At 68.2% G+C, this 22,642-nt stretch carries 18 protein-coding genes, 3 tRNA genes and 2 pseudogenes; 11 read left to right on the forward strand and 12 right to left on the reverse strand.

Annotation, left to right across the window (positions count from 1 at the left end):
- Positions 1 to 3: 3 nt before the first annotated feature.
- From ftsH to tilS, 3 genes are all read right to left on the reverse strand, one after another.
- Positions 4 to 2,007 (reverse strand): ATP-dependent zinc metalloprotease FtsH, encoded by a 2,004-nt coding sequence (ftsH, locus tag J2W45_RS10115; protein ID WP_310131398.1) that lies wholly within the window; start codon positions 2,005 to 2,007, stop codon positions 4 to 6.
- Positions 2,008 to 2,098: 91 nt separating this feature from the next.
- On the reverse strand, positions 2,099 to 2,650 hold the full coding sequence (hpt, locus tag J2W45_RS10120; protein WP_310131400.1) for a hypoxanthine phosphoribosyltransferase: 552 nt from the start codon (positions 2,648 to 2,650) through the stop codon (positions 2,099 to 2,101).
- A 16-nt stretch (positions 2,651 to 2,666) separates the two neighbouring features.
- A complete protein-coding gene (gene tilS / locus J2W45_RS10125; RefSeq protein WP_310131401.1) occupies positions 2,667 to 3,740 on the reverse strand; it encodes a tRNA lysidine(34) synthetase TilS in 1,074 nt (357 codons plus the stop codon).
- A 43-nt stretch (positions 3,741 to 3,783) separates the two neighbouring features.
- Here tilS and J2W45_RS10130 point away from each other — a divergent pair, with 43 nt between their 5' ends.
- Positions 3,784 to 4,275 (forward strand): inorganic diphosphatase, encoded by a 492-nt coding sequence (locus tag J2W45_RS10130; protein ID WP_309853846.1) that lies wholly within the window; start codon positions 3,784 to 3,786, stop codon positions 4,273 to 4,275.
- A 126-nt stretch (positions 4,276 to 4,401) separates the two neighbouring features.
- Here J2W45_RS10130 and J2W45_RS10135 read toward each other — a convergent pair whose 3' ends face one another.
- Positions 4,402 to 5,712: a C40 family peptidase gene (locus tag J2W45_RS10135; RefSeq protein ID WP_310131404.1), complete on the reverse strand. Its 1,311-nt coding sequence runs from the start codon at positions 5,710 to 5,712 to the stop codon at positions 4,402 to 4,404.
- Complete coding sequence (locus tag J2W45_RS10140) at positions 5,705 to 6,979, reverse strand: peptidoglycan DD-metalloendopeptidase family protein (RefSeq protein ID WP_310131405.1); 1,275 nt, start codon at positions 6,977 to 6,979, stop codon at positions 5,705 to 5,707. Before J2W45_RS10140 ends, J2W45_RS10135 begins: the two co-directional genes overlap by 8 nt.
- Before the next feature lie 362 nt (positions 6,980 to 7,341).
- Between J2W45_RS10140 and J2W45_RS10145 the strand changes: the two genes are divergently transcribed.
- The 3 genes from J2W45_RS10145 to J2W45_RS10155 all read left to right on the forward strand — a co-directional run bounded on the left by J2W45_RS10145 (position 7,342) and on the right by J2W45_RS10155 (position 7,700).
- Positions 7,342 to 7,414, forward strand: a tRNA-Glu gene (locus J2W45_RS10145).
- Positions 7,415 to 7,487: 73 nt separating this feature from the next.
- Positions 7,488 to 7,564 (forward strand) — tRNA-Asp (locus tag J2W45_RS10150).
- 60 nt (positions 7,565 to 7,624) lie between these two features.
- Positions 7,625 to 7,700, forward strand: a tRNA-Phe gene (locus tag J2W45_RS10155).
- Between the two features lie 183 nt (positions 7,701 to 7,883).
- Here the strand turns inward: J2W45_RS10155 and J2W45_RS10160 are convergent.
- Together J2W45_RS10160 and J2W45_RS10165 are read right to left on the reverse strand one after the other, a co-directional pair.
- Positions 7,884 to 8,138 (reverse strand): tyrosine-type recombinase/integrase, encoded by a 255-nt coding sequence (locus tag J2W45_RS10160; protein ID WP_310131408.1) that lies wholly within the window; start codon positions 8,136 to 8,138, stop codon positions 7,884 to 7,886.
- Positions 8,139 to 8,955: 817 nt separating this feature from the next.
- The gene (locus J2W45_RS10165; RefSeq protein ID WP_310131410.1) at positions 8,956 to 12,594 is read right to left on the reverse strand and encodes a cell wall-binding repeat-containing protein; all 3,639 of its coding nucleotides are present in this window, start codon (positions 12,592 to 12,594) and stop codon (positions 8,956 to 8,958) included.
- Between the two features lie 717 nt (positions 12,595 to 13,311).
- On the opposite strand from J2W45_RS10165, the gene J2W45_RS10170 reads away from it, so the two are divergent.
- From J2W45_RS10170 to J2W45_RS10180, 3 genes and pseudogenes are all read left to right on the forward strand, one after another.
- Positions 13,312 to 14,139 (forward strand): hypothetical protein, encoded by an 828-nt coding sequence (locus J2W45_RS10170; RefSeq protein ID WP_310131413.1) that lies wholly within the window; start codon positions 13,312 to 13,314, stop codon positions 14,137 to 14,139.
- Between the two features lie 139 nt (positions 14,140 to 14,278).
- Positions 14,279 to 14,464: pseudogene (locus tag J2W45_RS10175) on the forward strand (IMP dehydrogenase); the annotation flags it as partial.
- Positions 14,461 to 14,637: pseudogene (locus J2W45_RS10180) on the forward strand (cupin domain-containing protein); the annotation flags it as partial. The pseudogenes J2W45_RS10175 and J2W45_RS10180, both read left to right, overlap by 4 nt.
- Before the next feature lie 305 nt (positions 14,638 to 14,942).
- Here J2W45_RS10180 and J2W45_RS10185 read toward each other — a convergent pair.
- Together J2W45_RS10185 and J2W45_RS10190 are read right to left on the reverse strand one after the other, a co-directional pair.
- Positions 14,943 to 15,278, reverse strand: coding sequence for a hypothetical protein (locus J2W45_RS10185; RefSeq protein WP_310131416.1), 336 nt, complete (start codon positions 15,276 to 15,278; stop codon positions 14,943 to 14,945).
- Positions 15,279 to 15,395: 117 nt separating this feature from the next.
- Positions 15,396 to 15,866, reverse strand: coding sequence for a MarR family winged helix-turn-helix transcriptional regulator (locus J2W45_RS10190; protein ID WP_310131419.1), 471 nt, complete (start codon positions 15,864 to 15,866; stop codon positions 15,396 to 15,398).
- 159 nt (positions 15,867 to 16,025) lie between these two features.
- Between J2W45_RS10190 and J2W45_RS10195 the strand changes: the two genes are divergently transcribed.
- The 3 genes from J2W45_RS10195 to J2W45_RS10205 all read left to right on the forward strand — a co-directional run bounded on the left by J2W45_RS10195 (position 16,026) and on the right by J2W45_RS10205 (position 18,478).
- The gene (locus J2W45_RS10195) at positions 16,026 to 16,835 is read left to right on the forward strand and encodes an alpha/beta hydrolase (protein ID WP_310131427.1); all 810 of its coding nucleotides are present in this window, start codon (positions 16,026 to 16,028) and stop codon (positions 16,833 to 16,835) included.
- Between the two features lie 130 nt (positions 16,836 to 16,965).
- Positions 16,966 to 17,088, forward strand: a complete 123-nt coding sequence (locus J2W45_RS10200) for a hypothetical protein (protein ID WP_310131430.1) — start codon at positions 16,966 to 16,968, stop codon at positions 17,086 to 17,088.
- A gap of 76 nt (positions 17,089 to 17,164) precedes the next feature.
- Positions 17,165 to 18,478 (forward strand): O-acetylhomoserine aminocarboxypropyltransferase/cysteine synthase family protein, encoded by a 1,314-nt coding sequence (locus tag J2W45_RS10205; RefSeq protein ID WP_310131433.1) that lies wholly within the window; start codon positions 17,165 to 17,167, stop codon positions 18,476 to 18,478.
- 163 nt (positions 18,479 to 18,641) lie between these two features.
- Here the strand turns inward: J2W45_RS10205 and J2W45_RS10210 are convergent, their stop codons facing one another.
- From J2W45_RS10210 to J2W45_RS10220, 3 genes are all read right to left on the reverse strand, one after another.
- On the reverse strand, positions 18,642 to 19,820 hold the full coding sequence (locus J2W45_RS10210; RefSeq protein WP_310131436.1) for a MalY/PatB family protein: 1,179 nt from the start codon (positions 19,818 to 19,820) through the stop codon (positions 18,642 to 18,644).
- A 70-nt stretch (positions 19,821 to 19,890) separates the two neighbouring features.
- Positions 19,891 to 20,517, reverse strand: coding sequence for a TMEM175 family protein (locus J2W45_RS10215; RefSeq protein ID WP_310131439.1), 627 nt, complete (start codon positions 20,515 to 20,517; stop codon positions 19,891 to 19,893).
- Between the two features lie 155 nt (positions 20,518 to 20,672).
- Positions 20,673 to 21,092, reverse strand: a complete 420-nt coding sequence (locus J2W45_RS10220; RefSeq protein WP_310131441.1) for a hypothetical protein — start codon at positions 21,090 to 21,092, stop codon at positions 20,673 to 20,675.
- 221 nt (positions 21,093 to 21,313) lie between these two features.
- Between J2W45_RS10220 and J2W45_RS10225 the strand changes: the two genes are divergently transcribed.
- Positions 21,314 to 22,567 carry an ROK family transcriptional regulator gene (locus J2W45_RS10225; protein WP_310131443.1) on the forward strand — a complete coding sequence of 418 codons (1,254 nt, stop codon included), beginning with the start codon at positions 21,314 to 21,316 and terminating at the stop codon, positions 22,565 to 22,567.
- Positions 22,568 to 22,642 lie beyond the last annotated feature (75 nt).

The following is a 22,642-nucleotide window of genomic DNA, read 5'->3' on the forward strand; positions in this document are numbered from 1 at the left end:
GCCCTAGGCGGTGGCCGGCCGCGGCTTGATGGCGGGCGAACGCTTCGGCTTGGCCGCCGGAGGCTCGGAGTCCACTCCGCCGTCCACCGCACCGGCGTCGATCGGCGCCTTCGGGAACGGGATCGGCGGCACGTCCGAGATGGGGCGCTTGTCGCTGGAGAGCCACTGCGGGCGCTCCGGCAGCTTCTTCACCTCGGCGAAGATCTCGGCGATCTGGTTGTGGTCGAGGGTCTCGTGCTCGAGGAGCGCGGCGGCCAGACGGTCGAGCGTCGCGCGGTTGTCGTTGAGCACCTCCCACGCCTCGTCGTGCGCCTTCTCGATGAGGGCGCGCACCTCGGCGTCGACGCGCTCGGCGATCCGCTCGGAGTAGTCGCGCTGGTGACCCATGTCGCGACCGAGGAACATCTCGCCGTTCGCCTGGCCCAGCTTGACCGAGCCGATGTCGGCGCTCATGCCGTACTCGGTGACCATCTTGCGGGCGATGGAGGTCGCCTTCTCGATGTCGTTCGAGGCGCCGGTCGTCGGGTCGTGGAACACGATCTCCTCGGCGACGCGGCCGCCCATGGCGTAGGCCAGCTGGTCGAGCAGCTCGTTGCGGGTGACGGAGTACTTGTCCTCCAGCGGCAGCACCATGGTGTAACCCAGGGCACGACCGCGCGGCAGGATGGTGATCTTCGTCACGGGGTCGGTGTGGCGCATGGCCGCGGCGGCGAGCGCGTGGCCGCCCTCGTGGTACGCCGTGATCAGCTTCTCCTGGTCCTTCATGACCCGGGTGCGCTTCTGCGGACCGGCGATCACGCGGTCGACGGCCTCGTCCAGGGCGCGGTTGTCGATCAGCTGCGCGTTGGAGCGCGCGGTCAGCAGCGCGGCCTCGTTCAGGACGTTGGCCAGGTCGGCTCCGGTGAAGCCCGGCGTCTTGCGGGCCAGTACCTCGAGGTCGACGGAGGCGGCGAGGGGCTTGCCGCGGCCGTGCACCTCGAGGATCTTCTTCCGGCCGAGCATGTCGGGCGCATCCACACCGATCTGGCGGTCGAAGCGGCCCGGGCGCAGCAGCGCGGGGTCGAGGATGTCGGGACGGTTCGTCGCCGCGATCAGGATGACGTTGGTCTTCGGGTCGAAGCCGTCCATCTCGACGAGGAGCTGGTTCAGCGTCTGCTCGCGCTCGTCGTGACCGCCGCCGAGCCCGGCGCCGCGGTGGCGTCCGACCGCGTCGATCTCGTCGATGAAGATGATGGCGGGCGAGTTCTCCTTCGCCTGCTGGAACAGGTCGCGCACGCGGCTGGCGCCGACGCCGACGAACATCTCGACGAAGTCCGAACCGGAGATCGAGTAGAAGGGGACGCCCGCCTCACCCGCGACGGCGCGGGCCAGGAGGGTCTTGCCCGTTCCGGGAGGGCCGTACAGCAGCACGCCCTTCGGGATGCGGGCGCCGACCGCCTGGAACTTGGCCGGCTCCTTCAGGAAGTCCTTGATCTCCTGCAGCTCCTCGATCGCCTCGTCGGAGCCGGCGACGTCGTCGAAGGTGACCTTCGGCGTCTCCTTGGTCACGAGCTTCGCCCGCGACTTGCCGAACTGCATGACCTTGTTGCCGCCGCCCTGCATGCCGGAGATCATGATCCAGAAGAACACGCCGATCAGCAGCGCCGGGATCAGGAAGCCGAGGATGTTGACGAACCAGTTCGGCTGCGGCACCTCGTCGTCGTAGCCCTTGGGCAGGTCGGCGGCGTCCACGGCCTTGACGATGTCCTCGCCGCGCGGCGTCACGTAGTAGAACTGCACCTGGTCGCCCAGGTTGCCGTCCGGCTCCTTCAGCGTCAGGTCGACGCGGTTCTCACCGTCGACGATCTTCGCGCTGGCCACCTTGTCCTGGGAGAGGTACTCCAGGCCCTTCTGCGTGGACACGCTCTTGAAGCCCGACATGGTGATCAGACTCGAGCCGATCCATACCGCGATGATCGCGAGCACGACGTAAAGGATCGGGCCGCGGAAGATCTTCTTGACGTTCATGGTGCGACCACAGTACCGCCTGGGCGCTGGGGGTCGCCTGCGTGTTCGCTCTGGGCGGTCTGCGTGCGGCCGGCCGCAGTAGCGGGCCGCGTCAGCTGTAGACGGCGGGCGCCAGGATGCCCACGCCGCGCAGGGTGCGGTAGCGCTCGTCGTAGTCGAGGCCGTAGCCCACGACGAACTGGTTCGGGATGTCGAAGCCCACGTACTTCACGTCGATCTCGACGCGCGCCGCCTCGGGCTTCCGCAGCAGCGTGAAGATCTCGATGGACTCCGGCCCGCGGCTGCGCAGATTCGACAGCAGCCACGACAGCGTGAGGCCCGAGTCGATGATGTCCTCGACGATGAGGACGGTCTTGCCGCTGAGGTCGGTGTCCAGGTCCTTCAGGATGCGGACGACGCCGCTGGACTGCGTTCCGCTGCCGTAGGAGCTGACCGCCATCCAGTCCATGGTGACGGGGATGCGCAGCTCGCGGGACAGGTCGGCCATCACCATCACGGCGCCCTTGAGCACGCCGATCAGCAGCACGTCCTTGCCGGCGTAGTCGCGTTCCACCTCGCGGGCGAGCTCGGCGACGCGGGAGCGGATCTGCTCCTCGGTGATCAGAATCTCGGTGAGGTCGTCCTGAACGTCCGTGAGTTCCATGGGGGAGGTGCTGTCCTTACGTGGTGGGGTGAAACGTGAGCAGCCCGTTCTGCCTGACCACTCTAACGCCTGGCAGGTCGACCGGTCCCTGCCCGTGCCAGTCGGTGATGAGGGCCGCGACGGCGAGCGTATGGGTGCGCGTGAGCGAGACGCCGAACTCCGCGGAGACCACCAGCCGGATGATCCGCTGGCGGAGCGCCGCCGGGTCCGACGCGAGGCCGCGGACGTCCAGGGCGACCGATCCGTCGTCGGCCTGGGTCACCAGCTCCTGCGCCCACTCGAGGGCGAGGCCGTCGAGCGCCTCGTCGTCCTCGCGGAGCTGTTCGGCGGTCCGCGCCAGCGCTTCGGCGACACCCGGTCCGAGTTCGCGCTCCAGCGCCGGCAGCACCGCGTGCCGCACGCGCACGCGCGTATAAGAGGGGTCTTCGTTGTGGGGGTCGTCCCACGGCTCCAGGCGGCTGTCGGCGCAGAACGCCCGCGTCTGCGCGCGGCGGATCCCGAGGAAGGGGCGCAGCAGCCGGCCGGTGTCCGGCAGCATCCCCTGCAGGCTCGACGGGCCGGAACCGCGGGCGAGGCCGAGCAGCACCGTCTCCGCCTGGTCGTCGAGGGTGTGGGCGAGCAGGATGCGCTCGGCGCCCGTCTCCGCGACGGCGGCGTCGAACGCCGCGTGCCGGGCGGTGCGGGCCGCCCCCTCGGGGCCGCCCGCCGCATCCACCTCGACCCGGCGCACCAGCACCGGGTCGAGCCCAAGCGCTGTCGCCTGCTCGGCGGCGCGCGCGGCGACCGCATCCGACCCGGGCTGGAGGCCGTGGTCGACCACGACGGCGCCCGCACGGAATCCCCCCCGCGGCGCCTCGAACGCGGTGGCCGCTGCGAGCGCGAGGGAGTCCGCTCCCCCGCTCAGCCCGACGAGGACGAGAGCGCCCGGTGTCAGCGGAGCCGGGCGGGCCGGACCATGGTCGTCGTGCGGGTCGACCGGCGGAAGCTCGGCCGCCGCGGCGAGCGCCGTGCGGACGGCCCGGCGGGCGTCGGCGATGGCGGGCGTCAGCCGCGGGCGGCGGTCCGGGGCCGCGGAACCGTGGAGGGGCACCTAGTAACGTTAGTGCCGAATCACGACCATTAAGGAGCACGGCATGGCCGAATACGACGTCGTCATCGAGATCCCCAAAGGGAGCCGCAACAAGTACGAGGTGGACCACGAGACCGGTCGCGTCTACCTCGACCGCGTGCTCTTCACCAGCTTCGTGTACCCGACCGATTACGGCTTCTTCGAGAACACGCTGGGCGACGACGGCGACCCGCTGGACGCGCTGGTGCTGCTCGAGTACCCGGTCTTCCCGGGTGTCGGCGTCAAGGTGCGCCCGGTCGCCGTGCTGAACATGAGCGACGAGGCGGGCGGCGACGCCAAGATCATCGCCGTGCCGTACAAGGACCCGCGCTGGCAGCACATCCAGGATGTGAACGACATCCCGGAGCAGACGCGCAAGGAGATCGAGCACTTCTTCGCCCGCTACAAGGACCTCGAGCCGGGCAAGTTCGTCAACATCGAGGGCTGGGGCGACGCCGCCGAGGCCGACGGCCTCATCCAGAAGGCGATCGCCAAGCTCGCCGCCGAGGGCCACTGACCCCCCGGGCCGACCCCTCGTCGAGTACACGAAAAGTGCACGCTATCCGGCCGGATGGCGTGCACTTTTCGTGTACTCGACGGGGGGCGGAGCGCGCGACGGGGGCGGAGCGCGCGACGCAGTGGGTTAGGCGCTGGGGCGGGCGACCAGGCGGTAGGGGGAGCCCCAGACGGACTGGATCTTGACGACGTCGCCCTCGGTGGGAGCGGCGATCATCATGCCGCCGCCGATGTAGATGCCCACGTGGTAGAAGTCGCCGGGGCCGGATCCCCAGAAGATGAGGTCGCCCGCCTGCTTGGCGCTGTACGACACCAGCTGACCGCGGCCAGCCGCGGTGTAGTACTGGTTGTTGACCGAGTGCGAGCCGATGTAGACGCCGGCGTACGCGTACGCCTTCATCGTCAGACCGGAGCAGTCGTAGCCCACCGGACCTTCGCCGCCGAAGATGTACGGCTTGCCGAGCTGGGCCCGGGCGTAGGCGATCGCGGTCTGGACGACGTTCCCGTTCGGGGCCGCAGGAGCCGCGGGCGCCGCCGGAGCCGCGCCGCCTCCCCCGCCGCCGGACGCCGGCGGCCTCGGTGCGGCGGCCTGCTGCTGCTGCTGTTGCTGCTGCTGCTGCCGCAGGGCCGCCTCCTGCGCCTTGCGGGCCGCCTCCTGCTGCGCCTTCACCTGCTCGCCCTGGAGGTAGGCGGCCTCGGTCTGCGCGGAGGTGTTCTTCAGCGTCGCAAGCTGCGCGACCAGCTCGGTCGACTTCTGCTGCTGGGTCGCGAGCGCCGCCTGCGCCTGCGCCTGCGCGGACTGCGCGGCGGCGAGCGCCTTGTCGGCCTCGGCGGCGAGCGACTCGCGCTCGGTCTTGGCCGCCTTGGCCTGCGCGGTGAGGGCGTCGGCCGTGTTCTTGTCCGTGGTGGCCTGGTCGTAGACCGCCTTCGACTGCTCCGTCAGCTTGCTCATCGTGCCGAGCTGGAACAGCAGCTTGTCGGCGGCGGAGCCCGAGCCGCCGCCCTTCAGCATGAGGTCGGTGGTCACGTCCCCGCCGCCGGACTTCGCCAGATGCGAGGCGAGCAGGCCCGCGCGCATCTTGGAGGTCTTCGCCTTCTCGGCCGCCTCCACCGCCTGCTTCTGCAGGTCATCGGCCTTCGCCGTCGCGGCCGCCAGCGCATCCTTCGCCTGGAAGTACGCCTCCGCCGCCTTCTCCGAGGCGATGCGGGCCGCATCCACACTCGACTGCAGACCGGTGATCAGGCTCGTGATGTTGTCGATCATCGCCTGCTGATTGGCGACGTTGTTCTTGGCCTGCTGCACGTCGTTCCACGACGGGTAGTCGACCGCCTGCGCCGGGGTGACGATGCCGATGGATGCGGTGACCGCGCCCATCACGCCCGCTCCGATAGCGAGGCCCGGGCGGACCCGGCTGATCTTCTCGTTCTCGTTAGCCAAGGGGTGCCTGCCTGTCTCTCATGAACGGGATGCCGTCGATCTTCGTCCCGTTGGTGCGCACCTCGAAGTGGAGGTGGCAGCCGGTGGATGCGCCGGTCGTGCCGACGCGGGCGATGGGCTGGCCGGCTCCGACGTGCTGGCCGATGCCGACGAGGATGCCGCCGTCACGGATGTGGGCGTAACCCGTGTCGACGCTGCCGCCGTTGTCGAGCAGCACGAAGTTGCCGTAGGAGCCGTTGGGGCCGGCGTAGATGACCGTGCCCTCGTGGGCGGCGTAGATGGGCGCGTTGCACGAGGCGCCGATGTCGATGCCCATGTGGTACGTGCTGCCGACGCCGCCGGGCGACGGGCGCGCGCCGAAGCCGTCGGTGATCGGGCCGGCGGCGGGCACGGCCCAGCCCTGCGGTCCGACGTAGCCGCCGGGGAGCCCCGCCGACCCGCGCGCGGCCGCCGCTGCGGCCGCGGCCGCGACACCGGCCTGGTAGCCGGCGACCGTCTTGGCGGTGGTGTCTTTCAGGGCGGCGAGCTGCGCCTGCATGACGACGATCTGCTTCTGCTGCTCGGCCAGCTTGTCCTGAGCCGCCTTGGCCGCCTCGATCGCGGCCTGCATCGCCGCTTCGGCGACGACGCGGAGCCGCTCGCGCTCGGCCTTCGCCACATCCGCCTGCGCCGACAGCGACTTCGCCGTGTTCTGCGCGGCTTTGGCGTCGGTGTAGACCTTGTTGGACTGCTCGACGAGCTTGGACATGCTGCCCAGCCCGGAGAGCAGCTTGTCGGGGCTCGTGGTGCTGGCGTTGTTGCCGCTGAGGAAGAGGTTGGCCGTCAGGTTGCGGCCGCCGGTGCGGTACAGCTGCGCGGCCAGCTTGCCGGCCTGCTCGCTGGCCTCGTCGGCCTTCTTCTGGCTGGCGACGGCCTGCGACTCGAGATCGAGCGCCTTCATCGTCGCCATGTCGTAGTTCGTCTGGGCGACCTCGAGCTCGGCGCCGCGCTTGACGGCGAGCGCCTGCGTGTCCGCCACCTCTTGCTTGAGCGACGAGATCAGGCCGTTGATGCGGTCGACCTGGGCGCTGGCCGCCGACTCGTTCGCCTTGGCGTTCTGCACGTCCTGCCACGACGGGTAGTTGTCGGCGTAGGCGGGGGCAGCGATGGCTCCCACCGCCGTGACGGCGGCGACGGCGAGGGCGGCCAGGGCAGCACGGACCGCCCGGCGGCGGGGGCTGCCGGGGATGGTCGGGGGAACCGTTCGGCTCGTCGTCTCGCGTCTCATGCTGTTATCGACCCGCTCACTTCTCGCGTCGACAGTGATCACATCCGTCACATCGGTCACACGGTCAACAGGCGCAACTTTAGCAACATGGTGTCCGTGAGCCCAGGTCGGTGGCCTCAATGCCGGTTCGGGGGCGTGCGTTCGCACGGGCGGCCGAGGGACCGCCTGGCTCGGAGACTATGCGTCCGCATGGGCCGGATCGCGGATTTCCGTGGGGCGTTGCGCGAACCCGGCAGCGGCCGGAAACCGTCCGGAAAGCCCCGACCCGCCCGGGATCCGGAGGCGATTCGCATTCTCGGCGACGTTTCCGTATGCTTGTTCGTCGGTGGTCATCGGAGCGCGAAAGCGATTCGGGACGATCCGGCCCCATCGTTTAGCGGCCTAGGACGCCGCCCTTTCACGGCGGTAGCACGGGTTCGAATCCCGTTGGGGTCACGTCCAACGGCGTCCACTACAATCGATGAGCAGCACGATCGATGAACACCACAATTCAAAAGCAACACAGTAAGGCCCTGTAGCGCAGTTGGTTAGCGTGCCGCCCTGTCACGGCGGAGGTCGCGGGTTCAAGTCCCGTCAGGGTCGCCACGGCGACAAGCCCTTCCTCTCGGAAGGGCTTCCGTCTAGGTGGATGCAGCAGCATCCTCTGGCTCTGTAGCTCAGTTGGTAGAGCGTTCGACTGAAAATCGAAAGGTCACCGGATCGATGCCGGTCGGAGCCACCAGAGAGAACCCCCGGTCCTAACGGAATCCGGGGGTTTCTTGTTTGCTCGGCCACGCAGTCGAATCGCCGTTTTGACGACATTTTGACTACAACTGATTTTCGCGTCGTCGGCATCGAGTGCGTCCGCAACGTCGTCAAGGTCATCGTCGAAGAGGTCGGCGTAGACGTCGAGGGTCATCGCGGCCTACGCGTGTCCGAGCATCCTTTGCACGGATTCGACGTTGGCTCCGGCCGAGACGGCGAGCGACGCGGCCGAGTGTCTGAGGTCGTGGGGAGTCAGTCGCCGGAAGGTGTCGTCCTTCTCGATGCACCGGGCGATGGCCCCATTGACGACGCGACTGCGGAAGTTGCCTGCCCGGAGCACACCACTTTCGGCGCCGACGAACACCGGCTCGTCGGCCTCCCGACCGGCGCACCGGGCCTCCGGGGGAGCGGTCACCAGACCGGGGAAAGGGACCGAGCGCCGCTCGTGATTCTTCGGCGTCCCCCACACGATCACTCCGCGCGGTTCGGAAATCGCTCGCGCTATGTCGAGCCGACGGCGAGTGATCTTCGAACTGCGTCGGGGGATCTGGGACCTTTGTCCGCTTACGAGGACTCCACCTCGACAGGGTCGAGCAACTCGACTAGTTGCCACATTCCCTGCGCTGGGGCGCAACGAAAAGTCCGCCCTGCACAATCCGAACATGATTGCAACTGTTCCCCTGGTTGTCCCGAATAGGCATACCTGAGGCAACGAACACTTCGCCTAGTCGACGCAGCAGATCGCGCCCAGTGCGAGGCGATCGGCGATTCGTGCAAATCGCACCGGTTCGCATCCAGGCTGCACCGAGAATTCTACCTCAGACCCGAAACCGCGATTAGATTCCGGTAGGCCGCAGAGGCTGACGTAGGTCGCGTTGCGCCTGACTTTCCGCAGTTTTCGCTCGCATGGCACCGATTGGAGTGACGCCAAGGCCGTTGCAATGTGCGGGGTAAACGCGGGGCGATCCAGCACGGGACAAATAGAGTGGCTCTCGTTAGCGGCGGATCATCAATCGCGGTTCACGCCCTTCGGTCAGATGACAACGACCCGCTTGCCCTCGCGTTTCGCGTGTGCGCCAACGGCCAAGGTCGTCCGGTCGCCGTCTTCGCAGTTCCTGCCGACGTCATCGTCAGGCGCTCCATCTTTCCCGTTCAGTGACATCCAGCATGAATTGACAGAGCCGCAGAGGTCGTGCGGATGTTCTCGAGGACGTACCGAAAGCGCCCCCTCACTAGGGCCTGCATTGGTCGTACGCCGACTTCACGCTGAGAAGTGTCGAATACACGTAGCCCGCCTTCAGCGCGATGGCGGCGCCAGCTCTCGCTATGCGGAGCGCCGGCCGATCGAGTGCCTCGAGGGTATCCACACCTCCGCTCGCAATTTTCGTTGCGACGTCGGAGTCGCTCGGCGGCGCGAGTGGGTATGGCGACACCTCTTGGGCCAAGGTCATGGCACCCGAGAGGCACGTGTCCGTTCGCGTGACGACGTCGCAGGCGCTTGCGAACTCACCGGGATCGGTCGCGCACTCGGCCAAGAACTCCGCCCGCGCGGAATCGTAGTTCTGCTTCGCGGTCGCGATCTGCCGCCCGGGATCGTGATCGATACCGTCGCATCCGCCGACCCAGTGTCCCGCGTCTGCCGCCGTCGACCCTGGCCAGGGATAGGCGATGCCGGTTCCGCAGAACAGCGCTTGCGGTGTCGGGGCGAGCAGGTCTCCAAGCGGCGGCTGCGGGAACGGCCCTGTCGCTTCGCCCCAATCGACATCGCGTGCGTCGACGAAGCACTTCTGCTCTTCCCACTCGCAGGTCTCGATCAGTGCGATACCGGTCTTGGGGCCGACGAAGCTGCCCCGGACGACGGCCTCGCCGCTTATCTGCTTGAGAAGTCGTGGAGTGCCGACATACTGTGCGTCGAGGTACAGGTTGCCCCCGGTCTGGCGGATCACCGAATTGACCCAGTCGTAGTGCATCGGCTCCTGGCTGCCATCGGACTCGCCGACGGGATTGTTCAGCACCGAGTCGACGATCGAGAGATCCCCCGAAGTGTCGACCCATAGGAGATCGTCGAACGTGACTCCGTTGAAGGTCGCCGTCGCGCCGCTTTCTACGCCGATGGTCAGCTGCGAGTCGCCAGTGATCGTGACGGGGCTCGCCCCGGCAGCACCGACTGTAAGCGTGCCTTGAATCCAGACGCTTCGCAGCGTCATGTTGTTCCCGGGAGGGATCACGACGGTCGAGCCGGTGGGCACCGAGAGCCACCGGGAGTACTGCGGCGCGGTCGGCGCGGCGTCGGGGAGCGGGAATGCAAGGTGGCCTGACGCCGTGACCGCCTCGTAGGTGACGAGTCCGGTTCGTGGTCCGGTGTTGTTCGCCACGGACCCGTCCGTCAGGATGGCCGAAAGCTCGAATCCCGCAGCCGAATCAGTGAGCCGGTTTCCCGTGAGCGCGAGCGGAGCAGCCTTGGTCGCGCAGTTGCCTGAGCATTGATCGAAGTACTGGAGCCCCACTCTGCCGCGGAACGTATTGTCGCGGACGATGCCGGAGCCCGGCGGGTCGGTCGTACTCGGATTCCAGGGGGAGTTGAACCATGCAGACACGTCGCCGGCGAAATCGTTGCGCTCTAGGTCGACGTTTCCCCGCCATCCGTCGACCTTGAGGCCCCACGTCCATCCCATCCAGGCCGGTTGCCCTGGTTGCAGGATCGTCGAGTCCTGTATGCGTAGGGTGTCCTGAGTGGGAAAGCACAGTGCCTCCAGCTCTGACATGCCCGCTGTGCCGTCGACGTTCAGTTCGTCGAACGTCGAATGACGGATGTCGATCGACCCGCAGCTCCACTGGATACCGAGGTCGGGTGCGTTCGCATACGCGACGGTCAGTCTCCCGCTGGAGTAGGAGCCGATGATCGCGCCGGAGACGACCGGAACCGTAACGGGCGCGTCGGCCGTTCCAGAGAGGTTGAGTGTGCCGGCGACGTTCAGGTATTTGTACAGCTCGAGGCTCACGCCGGGGCCGATCGTGAGTGTCGATCCGACCGTGACGTTCGGGCCTCCGGTGTCGGGCGTCTCGCACACTCTCACCACGTCCACGTCCTCCGTGGTGTAGGTCACGGCTCCCGAGATATCGGTGTGGATGACGGCGACCCGGGTGCCGTCGGTGACGGCCGGCCCGCAGGTGGGCGTCACGGGGGCGCTCGCGCGTGTAGCACTTACCCCGTCGAGCGTCGCGGTGACGCTGAACGTGATCGTGTGTCCGAGGTCGGCGCCGTAGGGGTAGTAGCGCAACGTCTTTGCGTTCTGATCCTCGATAGGCTGGCCGTCGCGCAGCCACTGATACTGGAATGTCGTGGGCGTTGGACTCCAGGTGCCGACAGTGGCTACCAGCGCTCCACCCAACTGTCCGGTTCCGGACACAGTCGGTATCGGCGCGATGTGGAATCCGGTTCCGGGGCGCGGGACGGATAGGCCCGAGCTAGCGACACTGAGGGCGGTGTATCCGGGCTTATGACCGGTGACCTTCACCGATAGTGTGGCGCCGAGGTCGTCGGCGGTGAGGATGTACTGCACGCCGGAGGCAGACGATATCTCAGCACCGTTGCGCAACCACTGATAGTCGAAGGTTTCGGGAACGGGCTGCCAGAGACCCGGGTCGGCCGTCAGCGTTCCGCCGAGCTCGGGGGCGCCCGCGATCGTCGGCGTCGGCGCGGTGAACGTTCCCGGCGAAACGATGAGCAGGAGACTCGCGACGGCTGACGCTCCGGCGGAGTCGATCACGGCGATCGTCACCGATGAGGTCCCCGCGGCCGAAGGGGTGCCGCTAAGGCCCCCTTCTGGGGAGGCGAGAACGCCATCGGGAAGACCGGTCACCGACCATCGGTAGGGCGCAGTGCCTCCGGCCGCGTTCAGCGTCGCGGAGTACGCCTCGCCGACCGTCGCGGCGGAAAGCTCATGAGTCGCGATCGTCAGGGCTATCGGTCTGTTCACTTTGCCACCGAGCGCCTGAGAGACCGTGTCCGACACGGCCGCGGAACCGCCGAGCACTACGATCGACTTCGGCCGCAGCCGATCGAGTTCTTTCGAGGTCGCATCGGAGAGGGTTCCCTGCGAGGTGAGCAGCACTGGGCCGCCTGCGATCGATGCGGCGGGACCACCGGCGAGCGCGTCGGGGAAGTTGTATCCATTGGCGACATAAGCGACGGGAACTCCGGGCGCAAAGACGGAAGTGGCCATCGCGGCCGTTTCAAATCGGTTGCTCCCGGCAACTCTAGTGACGGACGCTGAGCTCATGTCCTTCAACGATGTCTCCACGCCGGCCGAGACTGCAGCGTCGCCTCCGAGCATCACAATTCTCTCAGGCTTCAGCCGCTTCAGTTCAGTGGAGGTGGCTACTGGCAGAGCTCCAGGGGCAGTGAGAAGGACAGGGCCGCCTGCTGCGGCGGCAGCAGGACCGCCAGCGAGCGCATCCGGAAAGTTTGATCCGCTTGCAACATAGGCGACTGGAACGCCGGGTGGGAATACGGAAGCGGAGACTTTGGCTGCCGTTTCGAAGCGGTCACCACCGGCGACCCGTGTCACGTCTGCGGTGTACTCCCTTAGCGCGGACGCGACGGATGACGACACGGCCGCCAGGCCGCCTAGAACGACGATCTTGGCTGCCTTCAGCCGAGTCAGTTCTCCCGCGGTGGCATCGGGTAGCTGAGTCGGCGCTGTGAGGAGTACCGGCCCGTGTTCATGCGCCGCAGCGGGCCCGCCAGCAAGGGCATCGGGGAAGTTGTATCCGCTTGCCACATAGGCCACAGGCACACCGACCGGGAACGTCGAGGCAGACACTGCAGCGGCCGTCTCGAAGCGGTCTCCCCCTGCAATTCGGGTCACCGAATCTGAGGTGGGCGAAGAAATGGCGGCAAATGATCCCTGCGCCGGACCGACGACCAAGGTAGCGATTAACGACCCCGCCACAATTCCAGTGGCGGCGACAAATCTAGCTGCGCGCACAGGTCCACTTCCGGTGGTGACACCTTGACCGCAGGCCGAAGCCACGGCAATGAGTCAAACTGACGTTTGCTCATGTATAGCGGGTTGGTCCGTGGGGTGCAAGCACCGAGAGTAAGCAAGCGTCAAAAACGTTCCGACCCGGCCGATCGATATAAAAGTGACGTGGACGTGCGCGGCTTCGACCCGATTCACCACCACCCTTGGAGCCCGTTGGGACAGTTATCAGAGTGATTCAGCTGCCCCTATCGATGTCCTTTTCGAGGTAACAGGCTGCGCGAGTGCCGCACTAACCTAGCCCCTGGCGGCCCGGTTTCAGTGCCGAACGCGACCTCTGCTCGCGGTCCGTGCGGGAGCTGCACCCAATCGGTGGCGATAGTCCCACGCTCAGCATCAGCTGCACGTCGAGACAGGAGAAGCACCAACATGACCGGGACGGAGAGATGAAAGCAAAAGCTGGCCAGGCTGAAGGAAGAGGACCGATGAGCGAACAAAGCAACGAAGGGAGCGACGGACGAGCAATGCAACGAAGGAGCAATGCACGCAGGCGCTTAAGTGACGGCTTCCCCGAGGGCCTGGCCTTCCTGCATACTTCCACACGTGTCTTTGCTCGAACCGTCGGCTGCCCTTAGCTCGTTTGAGTCGGCGCTCCGCGAGCTGATGCTGCACGCGTACAAGCAAGCCTGGGGCGACGGGTGGCTCGACCGGGTGTCAACAGAGCAACAGCGGGCGAAATGGGATCAGCGCCGCGATGCAAGCCGAAGCCGGACCCGCCGGGGCGTGGCGAATATTGAGCGGCCAGGCTTGGCCTGGTGCGAGTGCTACGAGCTGATCAACATTGTCGAACAGAACTGGGAGCCCGTGGCTGCAGCCTTGGGCGACCGCGCGAGCACGCTTCCCCTACTGCGACGATTCGATGCTCTTCGGAACGACGTCGCTCACAGCCGTCCGCTAGTCCCCTTTGAGCGCGATCTGCTCTCTGGAATCGCGGGCGAGATAAGAAATCGGGTGACGCTCTACATGAGTCGCGAAGCTAGTGCGGGAGAGATCTACCCCCGAATCGAGTCAGTCGTCGACAGCTTCGGAAACCAGAATCGCCCCGGACTTGATGCAGGGACACAACAGTCGCTTGTGAGGGTCGAAACGATTCTCCATCCGGGTGATGTCGTGACGTTTGAATGCCTGGGATGGGATCCCGAAGATCGTCCTCTGATCTGGCGACTCGAGGGTCGCAGCGCCACACGTGGCGCAATCACGGTCAACGGAAGGTCTGGCGAGATCTCCCAACTGACGTGGAACGTGACGATCGACGACGTTGCCGAGGGTACGTTCGCGCAGATTCGACTTGTCTCATACGCTCCATACCACCGCAATGGCTACTACGACCAAGAAGTAAACCTCGCGTATAGGGTGCGTCCGCCGCTTTAGGCCACGCCCTCTGAACGACAAATTCCGCAGCCCTTGGCGCGGATCTTGAGGGCCTTTCCGTCGCCCGATCGTAGTTCCCTCCCGGCGCTCCGTACCGGGCTTTTCGCGGCGTATCCTCCTCCGCTGCGCTCCCCCGGTACTGCACGGAGGTCCGGCGCCCGTGCGGCGATTCCTTCCCGAGCTGATCGCGTCGATCATGAACGACGAGATCGACCCCGGAGCGGTGTTCGACCTCGCCCTCCCGCTCGAGCGGGCGGCCGAGGGCTACCAGGCAATGGACGAGCGACGCGCCATCAAGGTGCTGCTGGAGACGGAGAACGCATGAACATCGAACCCACCACCCCCACGGTCAAGAACCCGCCGGAGCAGTTCGCCGGCGACGTCTGGGTCGACCCGATCGTGACGCCGCACGACGGGGACAAGCGCATGACGGCCGCGCTCGTACGCTTCGCGCCCGGCGCGCGGACGGCCTGGCACAGCCACGCGCGCGGGCAGTTTGGCGGGGACCACGAATGACTACTACAACACCGCTCAGCAGCAAGCTAACGCCGCGGCGCCGTGCAGCGCGGGTCCGAACACATTCCGCGGCTACTTGTCCTACGTTCTTCGCGCGCCCGCCGGGTATAACCCGTCGTACTCGGTGAACACCATCTACGGCATCTGGAAAGGCGTGGGATGCGGAGTCACATTCGCCAAGGCGGGAGCTGCGGAGTCTGAACCGCTCACTGTCAGCGTGCCCATCTATAGGAGCTAGCGAGCCGATCGCCGTCAGAGCGGGACCGACAGGTCCGCTCTGACGGCGATCATTGTGCAGTGAAGGTAACTTGCTCGGTGGCGCCGCCATGGTCTGCCGGCGCCCCGTAGATGCGAATGTGCCGCTTCACAGGTACATACTGGGCATCGCTTCGAACAGCGTGATCCCTGGATTCGACGAACACTTCGAAAGCGCCCTGGGGGGCAGTGCGTCCGCGCGCCCATTCAATGACCGAGAGCGCGTCGGTCGCGTCCGAGATTTGCCATTCGTCGATGAACCAACCACCCTGGGGATCGGACGGAGGTGTCCAGAGCCGAACCCAATAATCCGTTCCATCAGCGACAATCTGCGGGACTTCGCCGCTCGTGACAAAACTGGCCTGCATCTGGCGAGCGTATCTTGAAGCGCCTCTCCTAAGAAGAACCCTCTCGTCCGACGTGCGGGTAATGACGTTCGTGATCTGCTCAGCCAAGGACCCGGGGAACCGGGGCCGTTCGCCGCCTCAGCCGACCGGCAGGCCCACGCGATCCCGCTCGAGCGCGGAGCGCAGTGACGCGAGCACGCGCCCTGTCGCTTCGACGTCGGCCGCTGCGAGATCTGCGGTCATCAGCTCGGCCAACCGGTCGCGGAACGTGCTGTCAGCGTCGGCCACGAGAACGGCGCCTGCGGAGGTCAGGCTGACGAGGGAGGAACGCCCGTCGGCCGGGTTCGGGTGGCGGGCCACCCATCCGCGCGCCTCGAGGCGGTCGACTCCTTTGCTGATCGCGCCGATTCCAGCGGCGAAGTTGGCTGCGACGTCGGCGATCCGCGAACCGGGGTGATCGCGGAAGTAGCGGAGGAACTCGTACTGCGAGGTGGCGATCCCGTGCTCCTGCCGGAGGGACTCGCCGATCGCGTTGTACAGGCGCGTCTCGCAGCGGACCAGGTCGTCGAAGAGCCGGACGAGTGCGTCGTTTGCGCTTTTAGTTGCCACGGCATACATTCTACAGATACATGCCGCGGCAAGTAGTCCGGACGAGAGGAAGACATGAGCAGGGAACAACGACAGGCGCTCGATCGGCAGCTTCGAGCGGCCCCACAAGCCGCCGGTCCGGCCGCAGTCGAGGACCAGCGGGCGGGGTTCGCGCGATTCATGGGCCAGTTCCCCGTGCCGACCGAGATCACGCGGAGCCCGATCGAGCTGGGCGGGCGACCCGCAGTCCTGGTGCGGCCGGCGACCGATCCGCACCCCGGAACGATCCTCTACTTCCACGGCGGATCGTTCTCGCTCGGGTCACCGGAGACCGCGATGGCCCTCACAGCGCGCCTGGTGCAGCAGACCAGCGTGCCGGCCGTCTCCCTCGACTACCGGCTGGCGCCCGAGCATCCCTTCCCCGCGGGCATCGACGACTGTCTCGCCGCCTACCGCGAGCTGCTCGACCACGGAGCCGATCCGTCGTCGATCGTCCTCGCCGGCGACTCCGCCGGCGGCGGCCTGGCGGTCACGACGACCCTCGCCGCCCGCGACCAGGGATTGCCGCTCCCCGCAGGCATCGTCGCCTTCTCGCCGGGCCTCGACCACACGAGGTCCGGCGCCTCGATGTCCACCAGGCGGGACGCCGATCCGCTCTTCACCATCGAAGGGATGCGCCGCACCGGCGACCTCTACCTCGCCGGGCAGGACCCGCACCAGCCGCTCCTCGCGCCCGCGGTACTGGCCGACCTGACCGGGTTCCCTCCGATCCTGCTCCAGGTGGGCACGAACGAGCTGCTGCTCGACGACTCCGTGCGGCTCGCCGACCGGGCCCGCGACGCCGGAGTGGACGTGATCCTGGATGTGGTCGCCGACGTCCCCCATGTGTTCCCCGCTTTCACCGGGGTCCTCGACGAGGCGGACGAAGCCGTCGAGCGTGCCGCGTTGTTCATCACGCAGCGGCTCCGGAGACCGGTCCGCCTCGGCTGAGGCCCCCTGGCGCCCGGACGCGCGGGCGTCACTGCGCCGACGTCGCCGTCCGCTCCGCCGACCACGAGGCGAGCAGCCGCAGCCGCTCGGCGGAGGGTGAGCCCGGCTCGGCTGTATAGAGGAGCAGCATGTGGCCGCTCCCGGCTGCTTCATGGAGCACATCGCCTTTCTGGAGGCGAGCGACGACCCCGCCGCCACGACCGTCTGGAAAGAGCACATCACCGACGACGAGTCCGAAGGACGCACGGCATGAGCGACGGAGGGGTGCTGCGGCCGTCGCATGGCGCAACAACGTGGCAGTCTGCCGCGGCTCTCACTACAGTGACCCCATGCCAGGCCGCAGCACCCGACCGCTCGACTTCGAGACCCGCCAGATCCACGCCGGAGCCGTGGTCGACTCCGAGACCCGCTCCCGCGTGACCCCGATCTACCAGACGGCGGCGTACGTCTTCGACAGCTTCGACGACGGCGAGGAGCGGTTCGCCGGCCGCAGCGCCTACCGCGCGTACTCGCGCAACGAGAACCCCACCAACGCGGTCGCCGGCCGCCGGATCGCCGACCTCGAGGGCGGCGTGGACGGGATCGTCGTCGCCAGCGGACAGGCGGCGATCGCCTCCGCCCTGAGCGCCCTCGCGGCGAACGGCGACCACATCCTGGCCACACGGTCGCTCTACGAGGGCACGCGCGAGATGTTCCGCGGCGTGCTCGCCCGCCAGGGCATCGAGTTCGAGTACGTGCCCGACGACGCGGACGACGCCGAGTGGGCGTCGCGCATCCGCCCGAACACCAAGGCCGTCTACACCGAGACGCTCCCCAACCCGCTCGGCCAGGTGGTGGACATCGAGCGGATCGGCCGGCTGGCCCACGAGGCGGGCGTCCCGCTGGTGGTCGACAACACCGTGCCGACGCCTTACCTCTGGCGCCCCATCGAAGACGGTGCCGACATCGTCATCCACTCGACGTCGAAGTGGCTGTCCGGTCACGCGTCGGTGATCGGCGGCGCCATCGTCGACGCGGGACGCTTCGACTGGGCGGCGCAGGCGGGACGGTTCCCGCAGCTCGCCGCGGCGCCGCGGCCCGGCGTCCCGTCCTTCGTCGAGCGCTACGGCGAGGGCGCCTACCTCGCCTACGTGCGCAGCGTGATCGTGCTCGAGTATGGGCCGACGGTGCCACCGACCAGCAGCTTCCTGCTGCTCCACGGCATCGAGACGCTGTCGGTGCGGATGGACCGGCACGTCGCCAGCGCGCAGACGGTGGCGGAATGGCTGGAGGCACGGCCGGAGGTCGCCGAGGTGCACTACCCGGGCCTCCCGTCGAACCCGTTCCACGCCCGCGCCCAGCGCTACCTGCCTGCAGGAGCCGGATCGATCGTGTCCATCGAGCTGGCCGGCGGACGGGAGGCGGCCCGCCGCTTCATCGACGCGCTGGAGCTGATCTCGCCGATGACGCACATCGGCGACGTCCGGACGCTCGCGATCCACCTCGGCAGCACCATTCACGCCAAGCTGACGCCCGAGGAGCAGGCGGAGGCGGGGATCGGACCGGGGCTGATCCGCCTGTCGATCGGTCTGGAGAGCGTGCGCGACATCCTGGACGACCTCGACCGCGGGCTGGTCGCCGCGGGCGGCGCGGACGGCGCGTGAGACTCCCCTCCAGTCCCAGCGTCGGAGATTCGGCGCCTACCGTCGGATGATCGGCTGAAATCGCCGCGAAACTCCTGCACCAGAGCCCTGTGTCGGAGATTTGCGACCGGTTCTCCGACGATCGGTGACCGCCGGCAGCGGCGCCGCCGTCAGGCGAGCGGCGTCAGCCGGCGAGCACCGCCCGCTCGCGCGCGGCCGCGACCGTCGCGGCGATGCGGCGCACCGCCTCCACAACCGTGGACGGGTTGCACGCCAGGTTGATCCGGGCGAAGCCGCGCCCGGGCTCGCCGAAGGCGAGTCCCGAGTTGAGGGCGACCCTCCCCTGCTCGATCAGCACGCGGGCTGGGTCGTCGCCGAGTCCGGCGTCGCGGAAGTCGAGCCAGACCAGATACCCGGCGTCGGGCCGGACGACGCGGACGGCGGGTGCGTGCTCGGCCAGCTCGGCCTCGAGCAGCCGGACGTTCGACACCAGGAGGCCGAGGAGGTCGTCGCGCCAGCTGACGCAGGAGAGGGCGGCCACGTTGGCGTGGAGGCCGAGGATGCTGGTGCGCGCGGCCAGCTCCTCCGGCAGGGCGGTCAGCAGCTGTGCCGACGCGTCGTCGGCCGGCACGACGACGGCGCACTTGAGGCCGGCGAGGTTCCAGGCCTTGCTCGCCGACGTGACGGTGACCGAACGGGCGCCGGCGGCGCGGGCGATCGGCGCGAAGGGGGTGAAGACGGCTCCGGGATGCGCGAGCGGCGCGTGCACCTCGTCGCTGACCACGAACACGTCGTAGCGGGCGGCCAGCGCGGCGAGCGCCTCCAGAACGCTGCGGCTGTGACATCGGCCGGTCGGGTTCTGCGGGTTGCAGAGCAGCAGGGCGTCCGCCCCCTCGGCGAAGGCGCGCTCGATCCCCGCGAGGTCGAGCGACCAGTCCTCGTCCTCGAGCAGCGGGACCGTGACCGCCACCGCATCCGCCTCGTCCACCATCTCGAAGAAGGGCGGGTACACGGGCGGCGTGAGCACGACGCGTCCACCGACCTCGGGCAGGTCCAGCCGGAGCGCCTCGACCACGCCGACCGTCACATCCGTCGCCAGGTGCACCGTGCCCGGATCGACCTCCCAGCCCCACTCGCGCGCCGCGAAGGAGGCGAAGGCCGGCGCCAGCGGACCGGCGGAGTCCAGGTAGCCGGTGTCCGAGTGCCGCAGGGTCTCGGCGACGCGGTCCAGGATGGCCGGCTCGACATCGAAGTCCATCTCGGCGACGAAGACGGGCAGCACGTCCGCCGGGTAGCGGCGCCACTTGATGCTCGACCTGGTCGCGAAGAGCTGCTCCAGGGATCGTGCCGGTCCGAAGCTCATTCGGACACTGTGCCGCAGCCGCGGCGGCGCCGCGACCCGGGACGTCAAAAAGCGTAGTGAAAGCGGCCCGTCAGGACGGCTCGCCGTCGCCGAGATGGCCGGTCTCCGACGTGCCCGTCTGGTTGAACAGGTAGTAGAGGCTCAGAGCGGCGAGCGCCACGAGCATCGCGACGACGCTGAACAGTCCGACGACGGTGATCACGGGGTAGACGACGGTGCCCAGCCCGAACCTCAGCAGGGAGCGGCGGCGCGTGGCCGCATCCATCTGGCCCGACGCCACCAGCTGGCCGGTGATGCGCGCCTGAAGAACGGTGAAACCGACGGCGACGCCGGTCATCGCGCCCCCGTACAGGACCGCCGCGACGCGGAGATCGGTGCGGTCGCCTCCCGCGAGGGCCGCGGCCAGCGTCGACGTCGTGAAGGGGAGCGCGGTGACGAACATGAGGAGGACGAGGTTCCAGAACAGCAGCGTGCGGTCGACGACCTGAACCAGCCGCACCACCGCGTGATGGTTCACCCAGATGACGCCGATGACCAGGAAGCTCACGATGTAGGACGCGAGCGACGGCCACGCCGCGACCAGCTGGGCGAACAGGCCGCCCGGCTCGCCGGGTTCGAGGTGCAGGTCGAGCACCAGCAGCGTGATGGCGACGGCGAGCACGCCGTCGCTGAAGGCCTCGAGCCGCGTCTTCGACATCGTCGTCCCTCCTGGCGGGAGGATGTGCTCCCGGCGACGATCATGCCGTAGCGGCGGCGCGTGCGCACCGGTGGGGCGACGTCGGCCGGGATGCTCGCGCCGGTCGGATGCGAGCGCCGGTCGGACGCGAGCGCCGGTCAGGACGCGAGCGCCGGTCAGGACGCGAGTGCGACCTGGCGGAACCGGATCACCGACGAGTCGGCCCCGCGGTCCGCCCGGTCGTAGGCGGCGCGGATGGGGTTCACCGCCCGGCCGTTCGGCAGGACGACCTCGAGGCCCGCGTCGTCCGGGCCTCCCCGGCGGCGCGCAGCGGCGCTCCAGTGCCCGCCATCGGTGCGCACGAGGATCTCGCCGATCAGGCAGCCGAGGCTCTGCAGGGTGAACTCGTCGCCGACGAACCCGTCGTCCGTGCGGAGGTCGGTGAACAGGCGCTCGACGTAGACGAGGTCCTCGGGCACGTAGGTGACCGTGTGTCCGTAGATGTCGCGGATGCCGCCCGCCATGGCGCCGGCCAGCAACGAGCCGACGGCGGGGTCAGTCCGCCGCCGGCCCGTTGCACGAGGGAACCGGAACATGCCGCCGACGGTACCCCTGCCGTCCGAGCGGATGCGCGCCCCAGTTCGAGTGCCCCCGCTGCGGGTCACGGGGAAGAGGTCATGCATCCCGGAGGCGATCGCAGCGTCGCTAGGCTGAGCGCGGGGTGACCGGCGACCGGGTGACGGTGGCGCACATCCGATCACTGCGATAGTAAAGTGTGCGCAGACCGCGGGAGCGGGGACGGGACGAGGAGGCGCCGGTGGCGAAGCGGACGCGGGCGACGGCGACCACGAGCACCCTCGCACGCGTCAACCAGACCGCCATCATCGAGGCGCTGCGCGAGTCCGGTGCGCTGTCGCGGCAGCAGCTCGGCGTCAAGACGGGCCTCAGCCCGGCCACCATCAACCGGCTCACCGCATCCCTCATCGACGACGGCCTCATCGTTCCCGCCGGGCAGGAGCCGTCGACCGGCGGGCGGCCCTCCGTGCTGCTGCGGTACGCAGGCAGCTCGCGGCTCGTCGCGGCCATCCAGCTGCGCGCCGAGACGGTGACGGGCATCCTCGTCGACTTCGACGGGAAGGTGGTGTTCCGGCGGTCGGTGACGCTCGGCGCCAGGCAGGCCGGGGCAGAAGGCGGCGGGCCGGATGGCGATGGAGCGGACGGCGGCGGGACGGGCGCAGCGCCCGACCAGGACCGGCAGCTACGCAAGGTGTTCCGGCTCTTCGACGACCTGATCGCGACCGCGGACTCGATGGGCACGCCGTGCCTCGCGGTCGGGATCGCCGTGCCCGGTGTGGTGCAGCAGCCGGACGGCGTGGTCGGCACGATGCCGGAGTTCGGCTGGACCGGCGTCCCGTTCGGCGCGCTGCTGCGGGAACGGACCGACCTGCCCGTCATCGTCGAGAACGACGCGAACGCGCTGGCCTACGGCGAGTTGCACGCCGGAGCGGGCAGGGGGTTGTCGAGCCTGGTGGCGCTGTTCCTCGAGAACGGCCTCGGCGCGGGCATCGTCGCTAACGGCGAACTGCACCGCGGAGCGCGGGCGGAGGCAGGCGAGATCGGCTACCTGCTCATGGAACGGTCCTCGCTGGAACGCTCGTACGACGCGCGCGGCGACCTCGAGGACCGCATCGGCTCGCTCGCGCTGACGCAGCGCGCCCGGGAACGCGGCATGCCCATCCCCGCCTCCGGCTCACTGACCGCCGAGGACGTCTTCGAACTCGCCCGCACCGGCAATACGGACGCGCAGGAGCTGGCCGACGAGATCCTCGACATGGTGGCGATCGCGGTCGCGGCGCTGGTGATCGTGCTCGACCCGGAGCTCGTCGTGGTGGGAAGCAGCTTCGTCGGCAGCTCCGACATGGTGATCCCCGGCATCCAGGAGCGGCTGCGGGGGCGCATCATCCGCGTGCCGCGCATCGAGCCGGCGACCCACCGCGAGGATGCGGTGCTGCTGGGCGCCGCGGAGCTGGCCGCCGCCGAGGTCAACGGGTTCGCGTACCTCGCGTTCTGACCCGCACTCGCCTGGGTCTGTGGCCGCGATTTGTGCCAAATCGCGGTTATGCCCGTCACGATTTGTGCCAAATCT

Source organism: Leifsonia shinshuensis (assembly GCF_031456835.1).
Classification (GTDB): Bacteria; Actinomycetota; Actinomycetes; order Actinomycetales; family Microbacteriaceae; genus Leifsonia; species Leifsonia shinshuensis_C.